The sequence below is a fragment of the Mycobacterium sp. VKM Ac-1816D genome (assembly GCF_000416385.1).
Taxonomy (GTDB): Bacteria; Actinomycetota; Actinomycetes; order Mycobacteriales; family Mycobacteriaceae; genus Mycobacterium; species Mycobacterium neoaurum_A.
Genome location: NZ_AOHQ01000134.1, coordinates 22,992 through 46,856, shown reverse-complemented (window position 1 = coordinate 46,856; position 23,865 = coordinate 22,992). Strand labels below are relative to the sequence as shown.

The following is a 23,865-nucleotide window of genomic DNA, read 5'->3' as shown; positions in this document are numbered from 1 at the left end:
TCTACTGACACCGAAGTTATCGGGCGACTTTAAGGTACTTGGGAGTAGTGATTGAGACTTTGCTAAGAAGATAGTCTGAGAGCAGGGTAAGGTTTCGCTGAGCAAATTGAAATCTCTTGTGGTGCAATAGTTTTCATTGCGACGTTTCAAAAGTTCAAACCTAGGGTATCGCGTACCGGCCAGTAGCCGACTCGCGCGTTCAGTGCCGCCACTGCGATCCGCTGTAACCATCCCACGGCGAATAGTCGGCAATGAGTTCCTCTTGGACCGGTCGCTGCGACTCCGGGATGTGTTGCAGATTGACCCGGACGCGGTACCAGATCGAGCTCGGTCCGCGCATTCCGTCGATCAGCACGTCGACGGGCTCCAGGAGATCCGCCGCCTCGGGATGACGCTTCCTCCACACATCCAAGGCCGCCATCGCCTCGTCGCGGGTCTTGGTCCTGGCCACCTCGATGAGCGGCATCGTCGAGGTCCGCCGGCCCGTGCCCTTGGGCGGCTTCTCGGCCGGACCCAACCGCTGAGCCAACTCCAGCAAGCCGTCCAGGCTCCCGGGATGGTCGTTCATCGCCTCCCATGGATCACCGATCTCGGCGAAGCGTGCCGGCACCGTGGCCACCGTGAACGCTTCCGGGCGGCAATCGGGCACCTCGTCCCAGTGCAACGGTGTCGAGACCCGCGCATCCGGGGTGGCTCGCACCGAGTAGGCCGAGGCCACGGTGCGGTCCTTGGCGTTCTGGTTGAAGTCGACGAACACGCGAGCGCCCCGTTCCTCCTTCCACCAGCGCGCCGTGGCCAGGTCGGGCCTGCGGTTCTCGACTTCGCGGGCCAGCGCCTCGGCGGCCAGTCGCACCTGTGTGAACGGCCAGTGGGGGTGGATGCGCGCGTATATGTGGAAGCCACGCGACCCCGAGGTCTTCGGCCAGGCTGTCAGGCCGTGGTCTTCGAGTACGCATCGGGCCACGGCGGCGACCTCGAGGATCTGCGGCCACTCCACACCTGGCATCGGGTCGAGATCCACCCGCAGCTCGTCGGGATGCTCCAGGTCACCGGCACGCACCGGATGAGGATTGAGGTCGACACAACCCAGGTTCACCGCCCAGATGAGACCGGCCGGTTCGGTGAACACCGCCTCCTTGGCCGACGTCCCGGATGCGTACTTCAATTCGGCGACATCGATGAAGTCGGGCCGTTTCTCCGGGGCCCGCTTCTGAAAGATCGCCTCCACTGCGATGCCCTTGACGAATCGTTTGAGGATCATCGGTCGGTCGCGCACACCGCGAAGGGCGCCGTCGGCAACGGCGGTGTAGTAATCGAACAGATCCGACTTGGTGAGTCCGAGATCGGCGAAGACCACCTTGTCCGGATTGGTGACAGGCACCTGCCTGCCCGCGATCTCCACCTGCGCGCGAGCGGCCATCTCCTCATCGTAGGTTCGACCCCGCACAGCGACCGGCGTCACATAAGGTTGACAGATGTCGAAGCTGAGCCCGCTGTCAAAGATCCAGGAATCGGTAGGCAAGTACATCGATCGGGGCGCCGCGGAGCTGCACTATGCCCGCAAGATGTTCCAGGCGGGTGCGCTCAAGCTGGAGCCCCCGCGCGATATCGCCGCCTTCGTCAACGATATGAAGCAGTGGGGCGAGATCGGGATGATCCCCGCCCTCAACGCCCGTCGTTACCCGAACCGCAATGCCGTGATCGACGACTTCGGGACCATGACGTTCAAGGAGCTCGACGACGCTGTCAACGCCGTCGCCAATGCCTTGCTGGCCCGCGGTATCGGCGGTGGGGACGGTGTCGGCATCCTGGCCCGCAACCATCGGTGGTTCCTGGTGGCGGTGTATGCCACCGCCAAGATCGGTGCCCGCATCATCCTGCTCAACAGCGAGTTCTCCGGCCCGCAGATCAAAGAGGTGTCCGAGCGCGAGGGCAGCCGGATCATCATCTACGACGACGAGTACACCGCCGCGGTCTCGCAGGCCGCGCCTGAGCTCGGCAAGCTGCGCGCGTTGGGCGTGAACCCCGACAAGGACGAACCGTCGGGCAGCACCGACGAGACGCTCGAAGACATCGTCGCCAAGAACGGTTCCGCGCCGCCGCCTGCGGCCACCAAGAAATCGTCGATCATCATTTTGACCAGCGGCACGACCGGTACCCCGAAGGGTGCGAACCGCAGTGCCCCGCCCTCGTTGGCGCCGATCGGCGGCGTGCTGTCCTCGGTGCCGTTCAAGTCGAACGAGGTCACCTCGTTGCCGGCGCCGATGTTCCATGCGTTGGGTTTCCTGCACTCGACGATCGCCATGATGCTGGGCACGACGCTGGTGCTGCGTCGTCGATTCAAGCCCGCGACCGTGCTCGCCGATATCGAGAAGTACAAGGTCACCGCCATCGTCGTCGTCCCGGTGATGTTGTCCCGCATGCTCGATGAGCTCGAGAAGACCTCGCCCAAGCCGAATCTGTCGTCGTTGCGCATCGTGTTCGTATCCGGTTCGCAGCTCGGCGCCGAGTTGGCCACCAGGGCGATGAAGGACCTCGGTCCGGTCATCTACAACCTGTACGGATCCACAGAGGTCGCGTTCGCGACCATCGCTGGGCCGCAGCACCTTTCGAAGAATCCGTCGACCGTCGGCCCGGTGGTGAAGGGTATGAAGGTCCGGATTCTCGACGACAACGGCAACGACGTGCCCAAGGGTGAGGTGGGGCGCATCTTCGTCGGCAACTTCTTCCCGTTCCAGGGCTACACCGGCGGCGGCGGCAAGCAGATCATCGACGGTCTGCTGTCCTCCGGCGATGTCGGATACTTCGATGACGATGATCTGCTCTACGTCAGCGGGCGTGATGACGAGATGATCGTCTCCGGCGGTGAGAACGTGTTCCCGGCCGAGATCGAGGATCTGGTCAGCGGCCATCCCGAGGTGGTCGAGGCGACCGCGCTCGGCGTGGAGGACAAGGAGTGGGGCCACCGGCTGCGCTGCTTCGTCGTGCGGGTCGAGGGTTCCACCGTCGACGAGGACACCATCAAGGCCTATGTGCGCGACAACCTCGCGCGCTACAAGGTCCCGCGTGAGGTGGTCTTCATCGAGGAGTTGCCGCGCAACCCCACCGGCAAGATCCTCAAGCGTGAACTGCGCGAGCTGGATATCGACTGACCTCACCTTCCCAGCGACCGTGCGTGTCTGCACCCCGACACACCGCGTGCCGTCGCGAGTCGACGCACCCTCGCGGGGAGGAATACCTCGGGGCGCGCGGTGGTAATACCTTGTCGTGAACATCGACCTCTCCGGTAAGACCGCGCTCGTCACCGGCTCCACCCAGGGCATCGGCCTGGCCATCGCGCACGGCCTGGCAGGCGCCGGGGCCCGCGTCATCGTCAACGGCCGCACCCGGGCTCGCGTCGACGAGGCGGTTGCCGCTGTCGGAGGTGATGCTGTCGGCTTCGCCGCTGATGTGGCGGACGGCGACGGGACCGCCGCGCTGGTGGCCGAGTTCCCCGACGTGGACGTGCTGGTCAACAATCTCGGGATCTTCGAGGCCGTCCCAGCCCGCGAGGTGACCGACGAGCAGTGGCGCACCTACTTCGACGTCAACGTGCTCTCGGCGGTCCGGCTGATCCGCGCCTACCTGCCGAACATGATCGAAAAGGGTTGGGGCCGAGCGCTTCAGATTGCCAGTGATTCGGCGATCGTGACCCCGGCGGAGATGATCCACTACGGCGTGTCCAAGACCGCCCTGCTCGCGGTGACCCGCGGTTTCGCCAAGGATGCGGCGGGTACCGGTGTCACGGTGAACTCGGTGATCGCCGGGCCGACGCACACCGCCGGGGTGGAGGACTTCGTCTATCAGCTGGTGGACAAGGAGCTGCCCTGGGAGCAGGCGCAGCGTGAGTTCATGCGGCTGCACCGACCGCAATCGCTGATCCAGCGGCTCATCGAGCCCGAGGAGATCGCCAACATGGTGGTGTACCTGTCCTCGCCGCTGGCCTCGGCGACCACCGGTGGTGCGCTCCGCGTCGACGGCGGCTACGTCGACGCGATCCTGCCCTGACCGTTGCCCTGGCGAGCTGGGGGCACCTCCCGCTTGCGAGCAGACGCATGTACCCCCAAAACCGGCTGGTTCCAGGGGTACACGCGTCTGCTCGCGCAGAAAAGGTGACCGTTACGGGTCGCGGGGCAGGCCCAGCAGACGTTCGGCGATGATGTTGAGCTGCACCTCGGTGGTGCCGCCGTAGATCGTGGTGGCCCGGCTGAACAGCAGCCGCTCCGACCATTTGCCCGGCTCCTGCTCCTTGTCGCCGATAGCGCCGTCGGTGCCGAAAGAGGAGACACCGAACTCGGCATAACCCTGACCGGTCTTCATCGACAGCAGCTTGGAGATCGCGGCCGCGGGCATCGGATCGCCACCGGCGAGCGTCAGCAGCGTCGAGCGCAGGTTGAGCACCTTGGCGGCGTACCCCTCGGCGATCAACTTGCCCGCATGGTTCTGCTCGATCTGATCGAACTGGCCGTCGCGGACGAACTCCACGAACTGGTCCAGGCTGGCCAGGAACGGCGGCTCGGCACTGCCGATCGAGACACGCTCGTTGGTCAACGTATTGCGGCTGACCTCCCAGCCACGGTCCACCTCACCGAGCACCATCGAATCCGGCACGAAGACATCGTCGATGAAGACGGTGTTGAACATGGCGTCCCCGGTCAGCTCGCGCAGCGGTTTCACCTCGACACCCGGTGACGTCATGTCGATCAGGAAGTACGTGATGCCATTGTGTTTCGGAGCATCCGGGTTGGTCCTCGCCAGCAGTGCGCCCCACTGTGAGAACTGCGCGCCGGTGGTCCAGATCTTCTGACCGGTGATGCGCCAGCCGCCGTCGACCTTGGTGGCCTTGGTGGTCAGGCTGGCCAGATCCGATCCGGCGCCCGGCTCGGAAAACAGCTGGCACCAGATCATCTCGCCGCGGAAGGTCGGCGGCAGGAACTGCTGCTGCTGTTCGTCGGTCCCGTAGGCGACGATCGACGGGATGATCCAGGCCGCGATTCCCATCTGCGGGCGGGCCACCCGACCGGTCGAGAACTCCTGGGCGATGATGATCTGCTCGATCGGCTGGGCATTGCGGCCCCACGGCGTGGGCAGATGCGGTTGCACCCAGCCACCCTCGGCGATGGCGGTGTTGCGCTCCTCGCGCGGAATCTCCTTGAGCGCGGCGACCTCTGCGCGGATCTCCTCGCGCAGCTTCTCGGTGTCGGGATCCAGATCGATGTCCAGCTTGCGCAGACCGCCGCCGGTGGCGGTGTCCACGACCTGCTGCGGGTAGTCGGCGGCCCGGCCGAAGCCGGCGGCCAGCACCAGTGCGCGGCGGTAATAGACGTTGGTGTCGTGCTCCCAGGTGAAGCCGATACCGCCGTGGACCTGGATACATTCCTGGGTGGTGTGCTGCACCGCCACCGGAGCGAGCGTTCCGGCGACGGCGGCGGCGAACTCGTACTTGGAATCCTCGTTGCCGCTGTGGAATTCGTCGATGGCGCGGGCGGCGTCCCACACCGCGGCGGTGGCCCGCTCGGTCTCGGCGATCATGCCCGCGCACTTGTGCTTGATGGCCTGGAACTGCCCGATCGGGCGGCCGAACTGCTCGCGGATCTTGGCGTACTCGGTGGCGGTGTCGGTCGCCCAACGCGCCACGCCGACGCATTCGGCCGACAGCAGGGTCGAGATGAGCGCCCGGGCGTGTGCGCGGGTCAGGTTCGACAGGACCCGGTCGCCGGCGACCTCGACGGCGTTGACCCGGACATGGGCCACCGGACGCAACGGGTCGAGGCTCTTGACCTCTTCGATCTCCAGCGCGTCGGCGTCCAGGACGACCCATTCCTCGCTGCTGTCGATCGAAACGGGCAGCACCAGCACGGAGGCCTGGGCGGCGGCGGGGACGGCCCGCACCTCGCCGCGGATGACCAGCTGCTCGCCTTGGCGGGTGGCGGTCAGGCCGGAGTCGATGGCGTAGGCGGCGATGGTGTCACCGGTAGCCAGACCGTTCAGCAGCGAGGACTCGGCGTCGTGGGCGGCGATGAGCGCACTGGCGATCGCGGACGGGACGAAGGGGCCGGGGACCGCCCCGTATCCGAACTCGGCGAGCGTGATGGCCAGTTCGAGGATGCCGAAGCCCTGGCCGTCGACCTTCTCGGACAGGTGAACTCCCTGCAGACCCTGTTCGGCGGCGGCCTTCCAGTACGGCGGCGGGTTGGAGATCGGCGTCTCCAGTGCCTCGTGCAGGACGTCGGACGGGGCCACCTTGGCCACCAGTGACCGGACCGAATCGGCCAGGTCGTTGTGTTCAGAGTTGATCGCGATGGGCACGCTTAACCTCCATGGGGGCAACTTCCCTATTAACCGGTCGGTTGGTAACCGAGGGTACCCGCGGGGTGACGGTTGTCACCGCCCGCCCCTAGTTCACCTGGTTCACCACGTTAGCGAGGGGGTGGCCGTCCCGGATCCGCCGGCAGTTGCTGAGCGCAAACTCCAGGTAGCGACGCATCGTGTCCGCGGTGTACCAGGTGACATGCGGGGTCAGCACCACGTTGTCGAGGTCGAGCAGGGGATTGTCGGCGTCGACGGGTTCGACCGAGAACACGTCGAGTCCGGCGGCAGCCAACCGTCCGTCGCGCAGTGCCTCGGCGAGCGCCTGTTCGTCGACGATCGGCCCGCGCGCAGTGTTGATCAGCACCGCATCGGGCTTCATCAGCGCCAGGGCCCGCCGGTCCAAGAGATGGTGGGTGGCCTCGGTGAGCGGCAGGTGCAACGAGACGATGTCGCTCTCGGCCAGCAGTTCCGTCAGCGGGCGCCAGCCGGGGTTCCCGTCGTCGCGGGTGCTGGTGTGCAGAACGCGGTCCGCGGGGGCGCCCATCGCGATGACGACGCGCTCGACCTGCTTGGCGATGTTGCCGTAGCCGACCAGCCCGACGGCGCAGCCGCCGACGTCGCGGACCGTCTCGCCGAGGCTGGGATCCGATGGCCAGCCCGTGCCGGCCCGGGTGGCACGGTCGAGGGCTGGTAGGCGGCGCAGTGCGGCGAGCATCAGTAGCACCGTGCCCTCGGCCACGGACGGCGCATTCGCGCCGGGCATGTTGGCGACCGCGATACCGCGGGCGGTCGCGGTCGTCACGTCGATGGTGTTCACCCCGGCGCCCAGCTTGTGCACCAGCCTGCAACGGCGTGCCAGCTCCAGGTCGGCACCCGACAGTGGGCGCAGCACGTGCCAGATGACTTCGGCGTGCGGGAGCTCGCGATAGAAGGTCGTGTCGTCGTCCTCGGCGCACCACCGGATGTCCAGCCAATCTTGTTCCGGCGCAACCATATCGAGAACTCGCTGGCCGGGCGTGAAATGTGCGAGGACTCTCAACGCCACCGTGTCGCTATCCACTTGGAAATGGTATCGGCCTGCTCGCTGCGCGCGCCGGGGGTGGTGAAGTAGTGATCGGTGTCGATGGACACCAATCCCTTGTCGGTCGAGCCGAGGGCGTCATGGATTCTGCGCGCGTCGGACGGGAAGACGCCGGTGTCCTGGTGGGCGTTGATCACCAGTGCCGGGCAGTCGATCAGCGCCAGATGGGGTTCGGCGCGGGTCTGCGCATGCCGCAGGCTCCACATGCCGATCCAGTTGCGCAGCGTGCATGCCGCGGCGATCCCGCGTGCGGATCGGTTGGCCTTGACCGGTGGCCCGGCGTAACAGAGATTCGGCCGCCGGTTGGTCGGTTCCAGCGTCGGGTCGACCATGCGCGGATCGGCCCAGGTGCGCATGACGGTGAACGGCCGGTCCGAGAACCCGGCGTTCTGCACACGGTTCAGTTCGGCTTCCACCCAGTCCGTGATGGCCTCGTTACGGGCCACCTGGGCGGCGCGGTACCGGGTCACGAAGTCCGGCGAGTAGGGCGGGCCGTTGCGTTCGTCGAACAGATCGAGCTCGGGATCGCTGGTGACGGCGTCGTTTTCGTCGATCACCGAGGCGTCCATCCAGGAAGTCAGCACCTCCGGACGGCCAGGATGCGCCGCACTCGCGACGTATCCGTCGGCCGCGGGCAGATCAGCCAGACCCGCGGCCGGACGCATGCCGTCCAGCGGAGTGACATGCTGGTGCCGCGCCTGGGCCTGGTATGCCGCCATCAAGGACCCACCACCGGAATTGCCCAGCAGCACCACGGTTTCGATGTTCTGGACCTCACGCAACCAGCGCACGCCGACCCCGATGTCGACCAGCGCATGATCGAGTAGGAAGCTGCTCTCGAAACCGCGGAAGCGGGTGTTCCAGCCCAGGAACCCGATACCGCGCGTGGCCAGATAATCCGCGAGATAGTGCTCGGAGAAGTCGATTTGATAGTGCGTGGCGATGACCGCGATCTTCGGCTTGCGGCCGACCCCACGGTGATACAGACCCTGACACGGGTGCCCGCCTGCGCCGGCCCGCCGAGCGGTGGGGGAGTCCATCGCGACGAACTCGCGGATCACCCCGGGTGTCGCGCCCTTGGTTGTCATGGCCGGGGTGTCCCCTCGTGATAGATGGTCCGGTGGAAGATGGCGGCGAGGGTGGTGATGCATTTGTCGTCATCGGCTGTCTGGGCGCCCGTGCCCGACAGTTGGGCGTAGCAGAACTGGTGGAGCATGGAGACCAGTGCCACTGCGATCAGTTGGGGGTCGTCACCGGCGCAGAACCCGCGCTGCTGTGCCTTCTCGACCATGTTCGTGATCAACGTGATGGGTAGTTCACAGATCTCGGACCAGTACTGCGCGAAATCATCGCTGACCATCGCCAGCTGGGACACGGCGATGATCTCGGCGAGGCGGTGCCGGTAGGTGTGCCAGTGCGCTGCCGCCGCGGCGTGGGCGCGGGCAGCATCGTCCAGGCCGGGTTCGGCCGCCGCGCGGGCACGCTCGCGCGCTTCGTCGCGGAAGCGGACGGCCCACTCTCGGACCATCGCCTCCTTGGAGTCGTAGTAGTTGTAGAACGACGCGGTCGACCGGCCGGCCTCTGCGGTGATATCGGCGACGGTGGTCGCCAGAATTCCCTTGCGTGCCACGACTGTTCGTGCGGCGGCGTCGATGGCTGCCTGTGTCTGGCGGCCACGCACGGTGGGCAGCTCGACCCGAGCGGTCACATCCCTACCTTCCCGATTCGTTGATCAGATCTGAATCTGATGTTAGATTCAGATCTGGATCTGCGCCAGACCTGGAGGTCGTGATGATCAAGCCCGACAATCCGAATTCCGAGTTCGCCCTCGGTGGCATCAACCATGTCGCCCTTGTCTGTTCGGACATGCAGCGCACCGTGGACTTCTACTCCGGTGTCCTCGGGATGCCGCTGATCAAATCGCTGGATCTGCCCGGCGGGATGGGGCAGCACTTCTTCTTCGATGCAGGCAATGGCGACTGCGTGGCGTTCTTCTGGTTCACCGATGCTCCCGACGGCGTCCCCGGTGTGTCCGCCCCCATCGCGCTCCCGGGGCTCGGTGAGATCACCAGCGCGGTGTCCACCATGAATCACCTGGCGTTCCATGTGCCCGCGGAAAAGTTCGACGACTACCGGGAGAAGCTCAAGGCCAAGGGTGTCCGGGTCGGACCGGTGCTCAATCATGACGACAGTGAGTGGCAGGCCTCCAAAACCCTGCACCCGGGTGTCTACGTCCGGTCGTTCTATTTTCAGGATCCCGATGGCATCACCCTGGAGTTCGCCTGTTGGATCAAGGAATTCACCGATGCCGATGCGACGACGGTGCCGAAGACCGCGGCGGACCGCCGACCGCGAGCGGTCGTGTGAGACACCGCCGCGAGCGGTCGTGTGAGACACCGCCGCGAGCGGTCGTGTGAACCGGCCTAGCTCTGGCGCGGGTCGGGGAAGCTGTTCAGCATCCCGGTGAGCAGATCGATCAGTTCGGCGCTCGTGAGGTCGATGGCCCCGCTGAGCCAGCCGCTGATCGTCTGGCTGACGCCGCCGACGACGAAATGCGCTATCGCGTCGACCTGCGCGGTCCCGGCTTTCGGGAGTACTTCCCCGGCGTGCTGGGCGGCCAGCACGGCGAAGAATCCGCCCAGTTCGGCGCGTTTGCGGATGAGTACCGCATTCGACGAAGAGGTATCGAAGAGCAGTCTGCCGACGCGGGCATCCGCCCCGATGGTCTCGACCAGGTTGGTGATACCTGCCCGGTTCTGCTCGTTCGGTGGCGCGGCCGCCACCGCAGCCTGTGTGGTCGCCGCGATGGTGCCGATCACCGAGTCGAACACCGCGGCGACGAACTGATCCTTGTCGGTGAAGGCCTCGTAGAAGTGTCGAGTGGTTACTCCGGCCCGGCTGCAGATCGTACGCACCGTGAGTTCGTTGTCTCCGCTTCCCAGCAGGTCGAGACCGGCATCGAGGAACCGTCGCCGACGCTCGGCCAACCGCTGCGGTGCCGCGACACCGCGGTACGGCCGAACCTGGGGCATGGACCCATATTGACACCTGTCGAAAGTGCGCGGCAAGATGGGCGAGCAGTATCGGGAAACACTCGTTCTCACTTTTGGGGGCAATCAATGGCGATCGTCGAACGAGGCATCAGCGACACCTCGCGCCAGCCGTCTGCACCGCGCCGGCGGGGCCGGGGGGCTTCGGTCGGCGACGGATTGATGGGCGTGGCCCTACTGGCGGGCCCGGCAAACGTGATCATGCAACTCGGGCGCCCCGGCGTCGCGTACGGCGTGATGGAGAGCAAGGTGGAGAGCGGGCGCATCGATCGCCATCCGATCAAGCGGGCCCGCACCACCTTCACCTACCTGGCGGTGGCCGGCCGCGGCACCGACGACCAGAAGACGGCGTTCCGCCGGGCCGTCAACAAGGCGCATGCCCAGGTGCACTCGACCGAGGACAGTCCCGTCCGGTACAACGCGTTCGACAAGGATCTGCAGCTGTGGGTGGCCGCGTGTCTGTACAAGGGATCGGTCGACGTACGGCGGATCTTCGTCGGTGAGGTCGATGACGAGACGGCCGACCAGCACTACCGCGACGGCATGGCCCTCGGCACGACCCTGCAGGTGACACCGGAAATGTGGCCCGCCGACAGAGCGGCGTTCGACGCGTACTGGGAGCAGCAGCTCGACCAGATCCACATCGACGACACCGCCCGCGAGTTCCTGTATCCGATTGCGGTCGCCCGGTTGCGCGGTCTGCGTTTGCCCGGCCCGCTGCAACGGCATGCCGAGGACCTGGCGGGCCTGATCACCACGGGATTCCTGCCGCAGCGGTTTCGTGACGAGATGCGGTTGCCGTGGGACCCGCAGCGTCAGCGCCGGTTCGATCAACTGATGGGCGCTTTACGGTTCGTCAACAACATCGCGCCGGGTCCGGTCCGGCAGTTTCCGTTCAACATCTTGCTCAAGGACCTCGACTGGCGCATCCGCACGGGCCGACCGCTCGTCTGAGGCCTCCTGGGGCCTCCTTTTCATAGTTTGCTGACCGGATGATCGCGCCAGTACATCCGCTGGGGGACTTCGCTGTCGTCCCGCGCGTGTGGTGATGTTGCACACCGCAACCACCCGTGCCAGACGTCTCGACAGTTAGTTGATGCAATGCTAACTTCTGCGGAGTTAGCATAGGCATACTTAAGGAGACGGCAGCGGGCGTACAGCCCCTGCGACCACTACATGGATACCGTCAGTACATCGATTGCGCCCATCGCCGGGGGAGCGCGCGTCGACCGCGACGTGGTGAGCAGGTTCGCGACCTGCTGCCGGTCGCTCGGGCTGTCGGTCAATGACCGTCGACGACCGGCAGACCTCACCGCGGCGCTTTCGGGCTTCACGGAGCTGACGCGGATCGCCGGCGACCAGTGCGACGCGTGGATCGGGCTGGCGGCCACCGGAGCAGGCGTCGGCGCCGACGCCCGCCGCGTCATCGGCGAAATCTGGCGCACGATGGGCACCTTCGGTGTGCTGAGTCGCGAGATCGAGCTGGGGTCGGGCGACCTCGGTTTCGTCTATGACACCGGCTTGTACCTCCGGTTCCGGGCCACCGACCGCGACGACATCACCCTCGCGTATGCCGCCGCGCTGGCGGAGGCGGGCGATCTCCCCGCTGCCGACCTGCTCGTCGAGGAACTGGTCGGCCGGCGCCCGGCCTGGTTACAGGCGCGTTGGGTGCGGGTCGCCCTCTATCACCGCAGCCGGCGCTGGTCGGATGTGGTGCGCGTGCTGACCCCCGTGGTGAACAACCCCCACCTCGACGAGCACTATGCCCACGCCGCCCGGGTGACCCTCGGCATCGCGCTGGCACACCTGGGCATGTACGCGCCTGCCCTGTCGCATCTGGAGAATCCCGCCGGTCCCGTCCCGGTGGCCGCGGTCGACGGTGGCCTGGTCAAAGGGTTGTGTCTGCGCGCCGAAGGTGAGGACGACGAATCCGAGGATGTGCTCGCCGAGTTATACGCGGCCAACCCCGAGCACAGTGGTGTCGAAGAAGCGTTGCTGGACAAGTCTTTCGGGCTGAACATCACCACCGCAGCCCGAATCGAGGCCCGCACCAACCCATGGGACCCGGACACCGAACCGGGCGAGGCCGACTTCGTCGATCCGGGGGCCAAGGAACGCAAGGCCCATCTGCTCGTCGAGGCCGAGGCCGAACTCGCCGACTTCATCGGGCTGGAAGAGGTCAAGTACCAGGTGGCCCGGCTGAAAAGCTCGGTGGCCATGTCGATCCGCCGCCAGGAACGCGGCCTGGCCGTCGCCCAACGCGCCAACCACCTGGTGTTCGCCGGCCCACCAGGAACCGGTAAGACCACCATCGCTCGGGTGGTCGCGAAGATCTATTGCGGGCTGGGCCTTTTGAAGAAGGAAACTGTACGCGAGGTGCACCGCGCCGACCTCATCGGTCAGCACATCGGCGAGACCGAGGCGAAGACCAACGCCATCATCGACAGCGCGCTCGACGGTGTGCTGTTCCTCGACGAGGCCTATGCGCTGGTTTCCACCGGTGCCAAGAACGATTTCGGTCTGGTCGCCATCGACACCCTGCTGGCCCGGATGGAGAACGACCGCGATCGACTGGTCGTGATCGTCGCCGGCTACCGTGCCGACCTGGACCGTTTCCTGGACACCAACGAGGGTCTGCGGTCGCGCTTCACCCGCAGCATCGACTTCCCGTCCTACAACGCGGCCGAACTCGTCGAGATGGCAACCCGGATGGCCGAGAAGCGCGACAGCGTCTTCGAGCCGGCGGCCCACGACGAGATGGAGGCGCTGTTCGCCCACCTCGCCGCCAGTTCCTCCCCGGACGCCACCGGTACCGCCCGACGCAGCCTGGACATCGCCGGTAATGGTCGATTCGTCCGAAACCTTGTCGAACGCTCCGAAGAGGAACGCGAGTACCGATTGGATCACTCCGATTCCGACGATTTCACCGATGAAGAACTGATGGCCATCACCGCCGAAGACGTCAGCCGCTCCGCCGGACCGCTGCTGCGTGGCCTGGGTCTGGCATTGCCGCAGGCCGCCGGATGAGCGAGCAGGAGCGCCGCGAATTCGCCTCTCGCACACCGGTCAACGAAAATCCCGACCGCGTCGCGTACCGCCGCGGTTTCGTCACCCGCCACCAGGTGTCCGGGTGGCGATTCATGATGCGCCGGATCGCCTCTGGTGTGGCACTACACGACACCCGGATGCTGGTGGACCCGCTGCGCACACAGAACCGTGCGGTGCTCGTGGGTGCGCTGGTCTCGGTCACCGTGGTCGCCGGCTGCTTCGTCTTCTCCCTCATCCGACCCGGGGGCGACGCCGGTAGCGCGACGATCCTGGCCGACCGGGACACCTCGGCGCTCTACGTGCGCATCGGTGACGTCGTGCATCCGGCGCTGAACCTCACCTCCGCGCGGCTGATTGCCGGACAGGCCGACAACCCCACGACCGTCAAGAGCAGTGAGATCGACCGGTTTGCCCGCGGTAATCTCATCGGCATCCCAGGCGCCCCGGAGCGCATGGTGCAGAACACCTCTCGTGACGCCAATTGGACGGTCTGCGACTCGGTCTCCGACAATGGGGCCGGTGTCACCCTGATCGCGGGTGTTCCCGATGAACAGGGCGAGAAGGCCGCGGCGATGCCGGCCGGCCGTGCGGTGCTGGTGCGCAATGTCGGCGCCGTGAACGCGGGAACCTGGCTGCTGTGGGGCGGCAAACGCAGTCCCATCGATCTCGGTAACCGCGCCGTGACCGCCGCCCTCGGGCTCGGCGCGACCATCCCGGAGCCACGTGTCATCGCCCCCGGCCTGTTCAACGCGATCCCTGAATCAGCACCACTGGTCGCGCCAGTACTGCCCGGCGCCGGCGCGCCGCCGCAGTTCGATCTGCCCGTCCCCGCGCCGGTCGGTGCGGTGGTCGCCGCATTCGACTCCGACAACACCCTCCGTCACTACATCGTGCAGATCGACGGGCTGCAGCCCGTATCGCCGGTGCTGGCGTCCGTCATGCGCAACACCGACTCCTATGGCCTGCAGCAGCCACCGAGACTCGGCGCCGACGAGATCGCCAGATTGCCGGTGGCCGGTGGGATCGACCCGGCCGCCTACCCGACCGATGAACTGACACTTGTCGACGCCGGACCGGCACCTGTCACCTGTGCGTATTGGTCCAAGCCCGCCGATGCCACCGCGGGCAGGCTGAGCCTGCTCTCGGGAGCCGCACTGCCGTTGCCACAGGGATTACACACCGTGGACCTGGTCGGTGCGGGGAGCGCGGCCACTGCCGAGCGCGTCGCGCTGACACCGGGCAGCGGATACTTCGTCCAGTCCGTTGGATCCGATCCCGGTTCTCCGCCCGCCGGTTCGGCCTTCTGGGTCAGCGATACCGGTGTGCGTTACGGGGTGGACACCACCACCGACGCCAAGACCGTCGAGGCACTCGGCCTGAACCCGCCCCCGCTGGCCATCCCGTGGTCGGTGCTCACCCAGTTCGCGCCGGGCCCGACACTGTCGCGGGCCGACGCGCTGGTCGCACACGATGCCGTGGGAGCCATGGCCGCCGATGGAGAAAACTGATGAGTCGCTTGATCTTCGAGGCGCGCCGCCGACTGCCCATCCCTGAGGTCCGCAAGGGCACCATCACCATCGAGGCGCCGCCGTCGTTGCCTCGTCTGGTGCCGCCATCGCTGTTGCGTCGGGTGCTGCCCTATCTCATAGTCATCCTGATCGTCGGCATGATCGTGGCATTGTTCGCCACCGGGATGCGGATGATCTCACCGACCATGCTGTTCTTCCCGTTCGTCCTGCTGCTGGCGGCGAGCGCGCTCTACCGCGGTTCGGACAACAAGCTGCGCACCGAGGAGGTCGACGCCGAGCGCGCCGACTATCTGCGCTATCTGTCGGTGGTGCGGGACAATGTCCGTGCCCAGGCCGCCGAGCAGCGCGCCGCGCTGGAGTGGTCGCATCCCGCGCCGGGTTCGCTGTCCGCGATGCCCGGATCTCGACGCCAGTGGGAGCGCGACCCGCACGACCCCGATTTCCTGGTGGTGCGTGCCGGTGTGGCCGATGTGCCGCTGAGTACCCCGCTGCGGGTCAAGGACACCGCCGACGAGATCGACCTGGAACCGGTGGCACACACCACCCTGCGCGGCTTGCTCGACGTACACCGGACGGTGCGCGCCGCCCCGGTCGGTATCGACCTCGCCAAGGTCTCGCGCATCACGGTCCTGGGAACACCCGAGGAGGTGCGCGATGCGATGCGCGCCTGGGTGGCGCAGGCGGTCACCTGGCATGACCCGGCGGTGCTGAGTGTCGCGTTGGCAACACCCGACCTGGAGGCCGCCGACTGGTCGTGGCTGAAATGGCTGCCTCACAACGATGTTCCCGGCCGTGTCGACGGTGTCGGACCCGCCCGCTACCTAGCACCCAGCGTCGATGCGCTGCGGGCACTGCTGGCGCCCACACTTGACGAGCGCGATGCCTTCGGTGGTGACCCGCTTGAGGCGGGAAAGCACCTCCTGGTGCTCATCGACGATGACGAGGCCGACGCCGACGCAGTGGTCGGCCGGGCCGGTGTCGCGGGTGTGACCGTGATCGCACGGTCGAGCATCGAGCCGCACCGTGAGCAGTATTCGGACCCGGAACGCCCCATCCTCAAGGTGGTCGATGGGCGCATCGACCGATGGCAGACCGGCGGCTGGCAGCCGTATATCGATACCGCGGACGGCTTTTCGGCCGGGCAGGCTTCCCACCTCGCCCGCCGGCTGGCCCGCTGGGACACCAACCCGGACCAGTCGCGCACCGCGGCCACCGGGGCATCGACGTTCACCACGCTCTTCGGGGTCGACGATGCCTCGGCGCTCGATGTCGCGAGTCTGTGGGCGCCCAGGCACCGCGACGAGGAACTACGCGTACCCATCGGTGTGACCGCCACCGGCGAACCCCTGATCTTCGATCTCAAGGACGAGGCCGAGGGCGGAATGGGCCCGCACGGCCTGATGATCGGTATGACCGGCTCGGGCAAGTCGCAGACCCTGATGTCGATCTTGTTGTCGCTGTTGACGACCCATCCGGCAGACCGGCTGATCGTCATCTACGCCGACTTCAAGGGTGAGGCGGGGGCCGACATCTTCCGCAACTTTCCCCAGGTCGTTGCCGTCATCTCGAATATGGCCGAAAAGCGTTCACTGGCCGACCGTTTCGCAGACACTCTGCGTGGTGAAGTGGCTCGTCGGGAGCAGCTGCTCAAGGACGCCGGCCGCCGGGTACAGAACAGTGCATTCAACTCGGTCACCGAGTACGAGGGTGCGATCGCGGCCGGACACGATCTTCCTCCGATCCCGACGTTGTTCGTGGTGGCCGACGAATTCACCCTGATGCTCGCCGAGCATCCCGAGTACGCCGAACTGTTCGACTATGTGGCGCGCAAGGGGCGTTCCTTCCGCATCCATATCCTCTTCGCGTCGCAGACCCTGGACGTCGGCCGGATCAAGGACATCGACAAGAACACCTCCTACCGGATCGGTCTGAAGGTCGCGAGTCCGTCGATCAGCCGGCAGATCATCGGCTCCGAGGATGCCTACCGCATCGAATCCGGCCGCGAGCACAAAGGCGAAGGTTTCCTGGTGCCGGCGCCGGGGGCCAACCCCATCAAGTTCCGCAGCACCTATGTCGACGGCATCTACGATCCGCCACGCAGCAGTCACGCTGTGGTGGTGCACTCGGTGCCCGAGCCGCAGCTGTTCACGGCGGGCTGGGTGGAGCCTGCGCCCGATACCGTCATCGTCGATACCGAGGCCGACGATGTACCGGCGCCGCGCAAGCTGATCGCTACGATCGGTGACCAGTTGGCCAACTACGGGCCGAAGGCGCCGCAGCTGTGGCTGCCACCCTTGGAGGAAACGATTCCGCTGGCGGGTCTGCTGGCCCGCACCGAGATCGCCGTCGGGAAGTGGCGTTGGCCGCTCGGTGAGATCGACAAGCCGTTCGAGATGCGCCGCGATCCGCTGGTCTTCGATGCTGCGGGCTCCGCGGGCAACCTGCTGATCCACGGTGGCCCGCGGTCGGGCAAATCGACGGCCCTGCAGACATTCATGCTGACGGCCGCCGCACTGCACGCACCCGGCGAGGTCAGCTTCTACTGCCTGGATTACGGCGGCGGCCAGCTCGCCCCCATGGCCGATCTGGCGCACGTCGGCGCCGTTGCGACAGCGTTGCAGCCCGAACTGATCCGGCGAACCTTTGCCGAGCTCGAGCAGCTGCTGCGAGCGCGGCAGGAACGCGGCGCCTCGACGGGCGCCGCAGGCCGATATGGCGACGGCTACGGCGAAGTGTTCCTGGTGATCGACAATCTGTACGCCTTCAGCAGGGACAACACCGACACGTTCAATACCCGTAATCCGTTGCTGGCCAGGGTGACCGAACTGGCCAACGCGGGCCTTGCCTACGGCATCCACGTCGTGATCACCACGCCGAACTGGCTGGAGGTGCCGCTGGCCATGCGCGACGGCCTGGGGATGCGGCTTGAGCTCAAGCTCAGCGATGCGCACGACAGCAATGTCCGGGTCGCCGGTGCCTTGCACCGGCCCGCCGAGAGTGTGCCCGCCGACCAGCCCGGTCGCGGCCTCACGATGGCCGCCGAACACTTCTTGTTCGCTGCACCGGAACTGGGCTACATCGCGACGCTCAACTCGCGCCACGACGGGCTGCATGCCCCGGCAGTCCGGCTGTTGCCGACACAGCTGCCTCCTTCGGCGCTCGGCGCGGCCTATCTGGGGCCCGAACAGGTGGTGATCGGCCAGCGCGAGGAGGATCTGCGACCCGTCGCCATCGACTTCGCCAGGCACCCGCTGATGATGGTGTTCGGCGACTCCCGCTCGGGCAAGACGACGCTGCTGCGCCACGTGATCCGCACCATCCGCGACAATTCCACCGAACAGGACATCGCGTTCACGGTCATCGACCGCCGGCTGCACCTGGTGGACGAGCCGTTGTTCCCCGACAACGAGTACACCCCGAACATCGACCGGATCACCCCGGCCATGCTGGGACTGGCGGCGTTGATCGAAAAGCGCCGTCCGCCGGCCGGGTTGAGTGCTCAGGAACTGCGCAACTGGTCCTACCGCGCCAGCGGCGGAGGACAGATCCACTACCTGATCATCGACGATGTCGACCAGATACCGGATGGTCCGGCTGTCAGCGGCCCCTATGCCGGGCAGCGCCCTTGGAGCCCGCTGCTGGGCCTGCTTGCCGAGGCGGGCGATCTGGGGTTGCGCGTCATCGTCACCGCCAGGGCGAGCGGATCCGCGCACGCGGTGATGACGGCACCGCTGTTGCGCAGGCTCAACGATCTCCAAGCGACCACCGTCATGCTGTCCGGAAGCCCCTCCGACGGCGGCAAACTCCGTGGTGTGCGCTTCAGCAAGCTACCGGCCGGGCGCGCCATGCTGCTCGGCGACAGCGAGGTGGCGACGTATGTGCAACTGGTGAATCCGCTTGTACCCGAGCCGATCGCACCTGCCGGATCAAACGGAAAGGAATACAGCTGATGACGCTGCGTGTGGTTCCCGAAGGACTGACCGCCGCCGGCTCGGCGGTGGAATCGCTGACCGCGAGACTGGCTGCCGCCCACGCCGCGGCGGCGCCTCTGGTCAACGCGGTGATCCCGCCGGCCGCCGACCCCGTGTCATTGCAGACTGCCGCGGGCCTGAGCGCACACGGTAACGCGCACAGTGCTGTCGCGGCGCTGGCCGTCGAAGAGTTGGGTCGCGCCGGCCTGGGCGTCGCTCAGTCGGGTGCGAGCTATGCCAGCGGCGACGCGCAGGCGGCGGCAAGCTATCTGATCGCCCGCGGCGGCTGACATGACAGCTCCCATCTGGATGGCCCTGCCACCCGAGGTGCATTCGGCGCTGCTCAGCAGTGGTCCGGGCCCCGGGTCGCTGCTTGCCGCCGCGGGAGCCTGGCAGTCGCTGAGCACCGAGTATGCCGCGGCGGCAGCAGAACTGACCACGACCCTCGGAGCGGTGGCGGCCGGGTCCTGGGAAGGGCTGAGTTCGGAACAGTACATCGCGGCCCACCAGCCCTACCTCGCGTGGCTGGCGCGAGCCAGCGTCACCAGCGCCGTGGCCGGCGCGCAGCACCAGACGGCCGCGGCCGCCTACACCACCGCGCTGGCCACCATGCCGACGCTGGCCGAACTGGCCGCCAACCACGCCATGCGGGGCGTGCTGATCGCCACGAACTTCTTCGGTATCAACACGATTCCGATCGCCGTCAACGAAGCCGACTACGCACGGATGTGGATCCAGGCTGCCACTGTGATGAGCACCTATCAGGCGGTCTCCGCGGCGACGGTGGCCGCCATGCCGACACTGGAACCCGCGCCGCCGCTACTGGCCCCGGGTATCGGCGAGGCGGGTGCGTTCACCGCGACCGGAACCCAGTTGTCCGCCCAAGCGGATGCGGTCAATTCGGCTTCGGCGCTGAACAATTCGAACATCATCGTCCAGTTCCTGGAGCAGTACATCAAATCGCTGCCCGGTGGCGACCTGATCCTGGAGTTCTTCTCCGACCCCATCGGCATCCTGCGCCAGATGTTCATCGACTTCCTCACCAACCCGTCGGCGGCACTGGTCACCTGGGGGCCGATGCTGTTCGCGCTGGTCTATCAGGCCATCCTCCAGCCGGTCGGCTGGGGCACCTGGATCGGGGTGGCGTTGGCACCGTTCCTGCTGCCGCTGCTGTCCCTCGGCCTGGTCGCGCTGGCCTTCCTGGCGCTGATCCCGAAGTTCACCGACCTGCCACCATTGGTGCTCGGCGATCCGGCCGCGCCTGGCCCACAACGAGAATCCGCGCTGCCACTGGCCAGCATCGCCCCGGCAGGCACGCCCGCGGGAGCGGCGCCCGCACCAGCCACCCCGGCGGCGGCCCCGGCTGCCGCCCCGGCGACGGCTCCCGCGGCAGCTGCCCCTGCGCTGGCCTACGCCGTTTACGGTGGCCACCCCGGCGGTGGCTTCAGCCCTACGGTCCGGGACGGCACCCAGGCGAAGGCGCCCGCGTCAGGGTCGTCAGCAGCCGTGGCCTCGGCCGCCGCGCTGTCGGCCGCCGAGCGCCGAAAGCGGCGGCGCAAGAAGGGCGGGGAGATCAAGGACCGCGCGTACGCCGACGAGTTCATGGACTACGAGGCCACCGAGGAGGACCCGCGACCACCGCAACCCCGGCCCGAGCCGACAATCCGCGCGTCCGAGCGCGGAGCCGGCCCGATGGGCTTCACCGGAGCGGTCAGCGCCGAGCAGCCCAGGGCTGCCGGTCTGGCCGAACTGACCGAGGATTCCTTCGGCGGTGCGCCGGCCAACCCGATGCTGCCGGGCTCCTGGAGCCCCGATGAGCCACCCGCATCGGAAGGGGGAAGACCGCACTGAGAACCCGGTGGGTGGCCCCCGAACACCACAACGCCTGATCCCGAATACCCTGCCCGAAAGGAACATTCATGAGCATGCTCGATGCGCACATTCCGCAGCTGGTTGCCTCCGAGTCGGCGTTCGCCGCGAAGGCGGCCCTGATGCGAAGCACCATCACCCAGGCCGAGGGGGCCGCCCAGGCCTCGCAGGCCTTCCACATGGGTGAGTCGGCGGCGGCATTCCAGGCCGCCCATGCCCGTTTCATCGAGGTGTCGGCGCGGGTGAACGCGCTGCTCGACATCGCCCAGGCCAACCTCGCCGACGCCGCAGGCACCTATGTCGCCCAGGACGCGGCCGCCGCCAGCACCTACACCGGCATCTGACACCGGCTGCCAAAGGAGAAATCACATGTCCCAGATCATGTACAACTACCCGGCCATGCTGGGTCTGTCGGCCGAGATGAACGGCTACGCAGGAGCACTCAACACCGTAGGCGCAGACATCGCCGCCGAGCAGGCGGCCCTTTCCGGCGCCTGGCAGGGTGACACCGGGATGACGTACCAGGCGTGGCAGGCGCAGTGGAACGCGAGTCTGGCCGAACTGGTGCGCGCCTACCAGGCGATGGCCAGCACGCACGAGACGAACACCATCGCGATGAATGCCCGGGACCGGGCAGAAGGTGCCAAATGGGGATAGATGGCTGCTAATGCGGTCGAGCTGACCGTCGAGCAGGCCTGGTACATCGCGGACACGACGGGCTGTGGGTCGTTTCCGTGGGTACTGGCGATCACGCCGCCCTATAGTGAGCCGTCGTCCGCAGAGCCGTTCGCGGTCGAACGGATCGACGAGCTGACCGAGCTGGGTGTGATGTCCGCCGACCGGGTCGTCAATCCTGCTGTCGCACAGTGGATAAGGCAGACCTGCCAGGCCCGGCAGTGGTTGGAGATGCGCGTCGTGGCCCCGCACGGCGACATGCTGCGCGGCCTCGTCGGCAGATCCGACGATGCCACGGTGGTGGCATTGCGCAGCGGTGGCCTGGTGACCTTCACCGCCATGGACATCCACGCGGCTCGCGACCTGGTGCCGGTTCTGGTGGCCGGACTCGCAGGCCAACGGCCTGCCGAGTTCGAGGACTTCACCGTGCCGGTCCGCGCCGGCGCTCGCGCCGACGAGAAACTGAGAGCTGGGGCCGATTTGACCGAGATCCTCGATTACCTGGGGATCTCGTCCTCGGCGCGACAGGTGGTCGAGTCGGTGTTCACCGAGCGGCGCAGCTACGTCGAGATCGTCGCCGGCGAGCACCGCGACGGTCATCGGGTGAGCACCGAGGTCGGCGTCAGTGTGCTCGACTGCCCGGCGGGTCGCATCCTGGCCAGCCCGCAACGGGCATTCGACGGCGAGTGGGTGTCCACCTTCGCCCCGGGAAGCGACAGCGCCATCGCCGCGGCGATCGACAACCTCATCGCCACCTTGCCCGGTGGCCCGTGGTTCGCCCCGGTCACGCATAACCGAGATTTCGACCAGAGAACGGAAAACCGATGCCCGACAACACTGTGATGCCGATCGTGCGGGTGGCTGTGCTGGCCGCCACGGGTGGTGGCTCCGATGCGGCGGGGCGACTGACCGAGCTGGCGCTGCCGGCAGGGTTGCCGCTGCGCGAGATCATCCCGGCAGTCCAGCGCACAGTGCTGCCTACCGACGACGCGACCGACACTCCGCCGGCGCAACTGAGCCTGGCTCCCATCGGGGGTGCGCCGTTCAGTTTGGACGCGACACTGGACACCGTCGGTGTCGTCGACGGCGATCTGCTCGCGCTGCAGGAGATCCCGGCCGGACCGGCCGCGCCGCGCATCGTCGAGGATATCGCCGACGCGGCCATGATCTTCTCTGCCGCGCGGGAACTGCCTTGGGGCCACGGGCATATCGCGCGCGCCGCCGTGCTCGCGGCCATCGCGTTGATCGTGTTCGGCGCCGCGCTGGCGACCTCCGTGCGGCTGATCACCGGTCACTCCGCGGGATTGTTCGCCGTCGCCGGCCTGGCGGCCGCGACGGTGGTGGCCTCGTTCGCCGCGCGGGTACGCCACCCGCACCTCGGCACCGCGCTGGCGTTGACAGCGCTGCTTCCGATCGCCGCGGCTTTCGGACTTGCCGTACCCGGTGAACTCGGTGCGTCTCAGGTTCTGTTGGCCGCGGCAGGAGTCGCCGCCTGGTCGATCATCAGCATCGTGGTGTTCGAACGCGGGATCGCCGCCTTCACCGCCGCGACCGTCCTGGGCGTCGGCGTCATGATCTTCGCGGCGCTGGCGACCATCTGGGATATGACCGATGTGCGGATCGGTACCGGGTTGATCGTCTTCGCCCTGGTGGTCACCGTGCAGGCGGCGCGGCTGTCTGCGCTGTGGGCCCGGCTGCCGGTGCCGGTCATCCCCGCCCCGGGTGACCCGACTCCGTCGGCTCAACCCCTGCGCGTGCTGGAGGACCTCCCGCGCCGCGTCCGGGTGACCGATGCGCATCAGACAGGCTTTCTGGCCGCCGGCGTGCTGCTCTCGGTGACGGGTTCGTTGATCCTGGTCGGCGCGCAGTCCGTATCGCCGTGGGCCTGGGTGTTGGTGGTCGTCGCGGCATTGGGTACCACGGTGCGCGCGCGGGTGTGGGACTCCGCGCCCTGCAAGGCATGGTTGTTGAGCCAGTCGTTCCTGCTGCCCGCCGGTCTGCTGGTGGTGTTCGCCGCGACCGACCGGTACACCGCGGCGTGGTGGGCGCTGGGAGCACTGGTCGTGGTGGTGGGCTGCTGGATCATCGCCGCCCTGAACCCGCGGCTGGCAGCACCGGAGACCTATTCACTGCCCGCGCGCCGGCTGTTCGGTTTCGCCGCAGCGGCACTGGATGCCTCGGTGATCCCGCTGGCCGCATACCTACTGGGGTTGTTCGAATGGGTGCTGAACCGATGACGTGCGATTTCGGCGCGCTGACGTTCGGTGAGCGAACGTCAGCGCGCCGAAATC

The 23,865-nt window shown here is 67.0% G+C and carries 19 protein-coding genes; 13 read left to right on the top strand and 6 right to left on the bottom strand.

All coding sequences use genetic code 11. From position 1 onward, the window contains the following. Window positions 1-199 precede the first annotated feature (199 nt). Window positions 200-1,420 carry a DNA polymerase domain-containing protein gene (locus G154_RS13475; RefSeq protein WP_023985185.1) on the bottom strand — a complete coding sequence of 407 codons (1,221 nt, stop codon included), beginning with the start codon at window positions 1,418-1,420 and terminating at the stop codon, window positions 200-202. Between the two features lie 55 nt (window positions 1,421-1,475). Here G154_RS13475 and fadD2 point away from each other — a divergent pair, with 55 nt between their 5' ends. Together fadD2 and G154_RS13465 are read left to right on the top strand one after the other, a co-directional pair. Continuing rightward, window positions 1,476-3,152, top strand: a complete 1,677-nt coding sequence (fadD2, locus tag G154_RS13470) for a long-chain-fatty-acid--CoA ligase FadD2 (protein WP_019511437.1) — start codon at window positions 1,476-1,478, stop codon at window positions 3,150-3,152. Window positions 3,153-3,267: 115 nt separating this feature from the next. Then, a complete protein-coding gene (locus G154_RS13465; RefSeq protein WP_019511438.1) occupies window positions 3,268-4,047 on the top strand; it encodes an SDR family NAD(P)-dependent oxidoreductase in 780 nt (259 codons plus the stop codon). A gap of 111 nt (window positions 4,048-4,158) precedes the next feature. On the opposite strand, the gene G154_RS13460 is transcribed toward G154_RS13465, so the two are convergent. The 4 genes from G154_RS13460 to G154_RS13445 all read right to left on the bottom strand — a co-directional run bounded on the left by G154_RS13460 (window position 4,159) and on the right by G154_RS13445 (window position 9,140). Then, on the bottom strand, window positions 4,159-6,348 hold the full coding sequence (locus G154_RS13460; RefSeq protein ID WP_019511439.1) for an acyl-CoA dehydrogenase: 2,190 nt from the start codon (window positions 6,346-6,348) through the stop codon (window positions 4,159-4,161). 88 nt (window positions 6,349-6,436) lie between these two features. Further along, window positions 6,437-7,345 carry a 2-hydroxyacid dehydrogenase gene (locus G154_RS13455; RefSeq protein WP_019511440.1) on the bottom strand — a complete coding sequence of 303 codons (909 nt, stop codon included), beginning with the start codon at window positions 7,343-7,345 and terminating at the stop codon, window positions 6,437-6,439. A 41-nt stretch (window positions 7,346-7,386) separates the two neighbouring features. After that, window positions 7,387-8,520 carry an alpha/beta hydrolase gene (locus G154_RS13450; RefSeq protein WP_019511441.1) on the bottom strand — a complete coding sequence of 378 codons (1,134 nt, stop codon included), beginning with the start codon at window positions 8,518-8,520 and terminating at the stop codon, window positions 7,387-7,389. Then, on the bottom strand, window positions 8,517-9,140 hold the full coding sequence (locus G154_RS13445) for a TetR/AcrR family transcriptional regulator (protein WP_019511442.1): 624 nt from the start codon (window positions 9,138-9,140) through the stop codon (window positions 8,517-8,519). Before G154_RS13445 ends, G154_RS13450 begins: the two co-directional genes overlap by 4 nt. An 83-nt stretch (window positions 9,141-9,223) precedes the next feature. Here G154_RS13445 and G154_RS13440 point away from each other — a divergent pair, with 83 nt between their 5' ends. Further along, entirely contained in the window at window positions 9,224-9,799 is a 576-nt protein-coding gene (locus tag G154_RS13440) for a VOC family protein (RefSeq protein ID WP_019511443.1), read from the top strand. A 56-nt stretch (window positions 9,800-9,855) separates the two neighbouring features. Here G154_RS13440 and G154_RS13435 read toward each other — a convergent pair whose 3' ends face one another. Continuing rightward, complete coding sequence (locus tag G154_RS13435) at window positions 9,856-10,464, bottom strand: TetR/AcrR family transcriptional regulator (RefSeq protein ID WP_019511444.1); 609 nt, start codon at window positions 10,462-10,464, stop codon at window positions 9,856-9,858. 87 nt (window positions 10,465-10,551) lie between these two features. Between G154_RS13435 and G154_RS13430 the strand changes: the two genes are divergently transcribed. The 10 genes from G154_RS13430 to eccD all read left to right on the top strand — a co-directional run bounded on the left by G154_RS13430 (window position 10,552) and on the right by eccD (window position 23,811). After that, a complete protein-coding gene (locus tag G154_RS13430; protein WP_019511445.1) occupies window positions 10,552-11,436 on the top strand; it encodes an oxygenase MpaB family protein in 885 nt (294 codons plus the stop codon). Window positions 11,437-11,658: 222 nt separating this feature from the next. Further along, window positions 11,659-13,509, top strand: coding sequence for a type VII secretion AAA-ATPase EccA (gene eccA, locus G154_RS13425; RefSeq protein ID WP_019511446.1), 1,851 nt, complete (start codon window positions 11,659-11,661; stop codon window positions 13,507-13,509). Continuing rightward, the gene (gene eccB, locus G154_RS13420) at window positions 13,506-15,038 is read left to right on the top strand and encodes a type VII secretion protein EccB (protein WP_019511447.1); all 1,533 of its coding nucleotides are present in this window, start codon (window positions 13,506-13,508) and stop codon (window positions 15,036-15,038) included. The genes eccA and eccB overlap by 4 nt, the downstream gene beginning before the upstream one ends. After that, on the top strand, window positions 15,038-19,009 hold the full coding sequence (locus G154_RS13415; protein ID WP_019511448.1) for a type VII secretion protein EccC: 3,972 nt from the start codon (window positions 15,038-15,040) through the stop codon (window positions 19,007-19,009). The genes eccB and G154_RS13415 overlap by 1 nt, the downstream gene beginning before the upstream one ends. Further along, window positions 19,009-19,320: a PE family protein gene (locus G154_RS13410; protein ID WP_019511449.1), complete on the top strand. Its 312-nt coding sequence runs from the start codon at window positions 19,009-19,011 to the stop codon at window positions 19,318-19,320. Before G154_RS13415 ends, G154_RS13410 begins: the two co-directional genes overlap by 1 nt. A gap of 1 nt (window position 19,321) precedes the next feature. Beyond that, window positions 19,322-20,881: a PPE family protein gene (locus G154_RS13405; RefSeq protein ID WP_023985187.1), complete on the top strand. Its 1,560-nt coding sequence runs from the start codon at window positions 19,322-19,324 to the stop codon at window positions 20,879-20,881. Window positions 20,882-20,949: 68 nt separating this feature from the next. Continuing rightward, window positions 20,950-21,243 carry a hypothetical protein gene (locus G154_RS13400; RefSeq protein ID WP_019511451.1) on the top strand — a complete coding sequence of 98 codons (294 nt, stop codon included), beginning with the start codon at window positions 20,950-20,952 and terminating at the stop codon, window positions 21,241-21,243. 25 nt (window positions 21,244-21,268) lie between these two features. Then, window positions 21,269-21,556 carry a WXG100 family type VII secretion target gene (locus tag G154_RS13395; RefSeq protein WP_019511452.1) on the top strand — a complete coding sequence of 96 codons (288 nt, stop codon included), beginning with the start codon at window positions 21,269-21,271 and terminating at the stop codon, window positions 21,554-21,556. Continuing rightward, window positions 21,557-22,417, top strand: coding sequence for an ESX secretion-associated protein EspG (locus G154_RS13390; RefSeq protein ID WP_019511453.1), 861 nt, complete (start codon window positions 21,557-21,559; stop codon window positions 22,415-22,417). Beyond that, window positions 22,399-23,811 carry a type VII secretion integral membrane protein EccD gene (eccD, locus tag G154_RS13385; RefSeq protein ID WP_019511454.1) on the top strand — a complete coding sequence of 471 codons (1,413 nt, stop codon included), beginning with the start codon at window positions 22,399-22,401 and terminating at the stop codon, window positions 23,809-23,811. Before G154_RS13390 ends, eccD begins: the two co-directional genes overlap by 19 nt. Window positions 23,812-23,865: the final 54 nt, after the last annotated feature.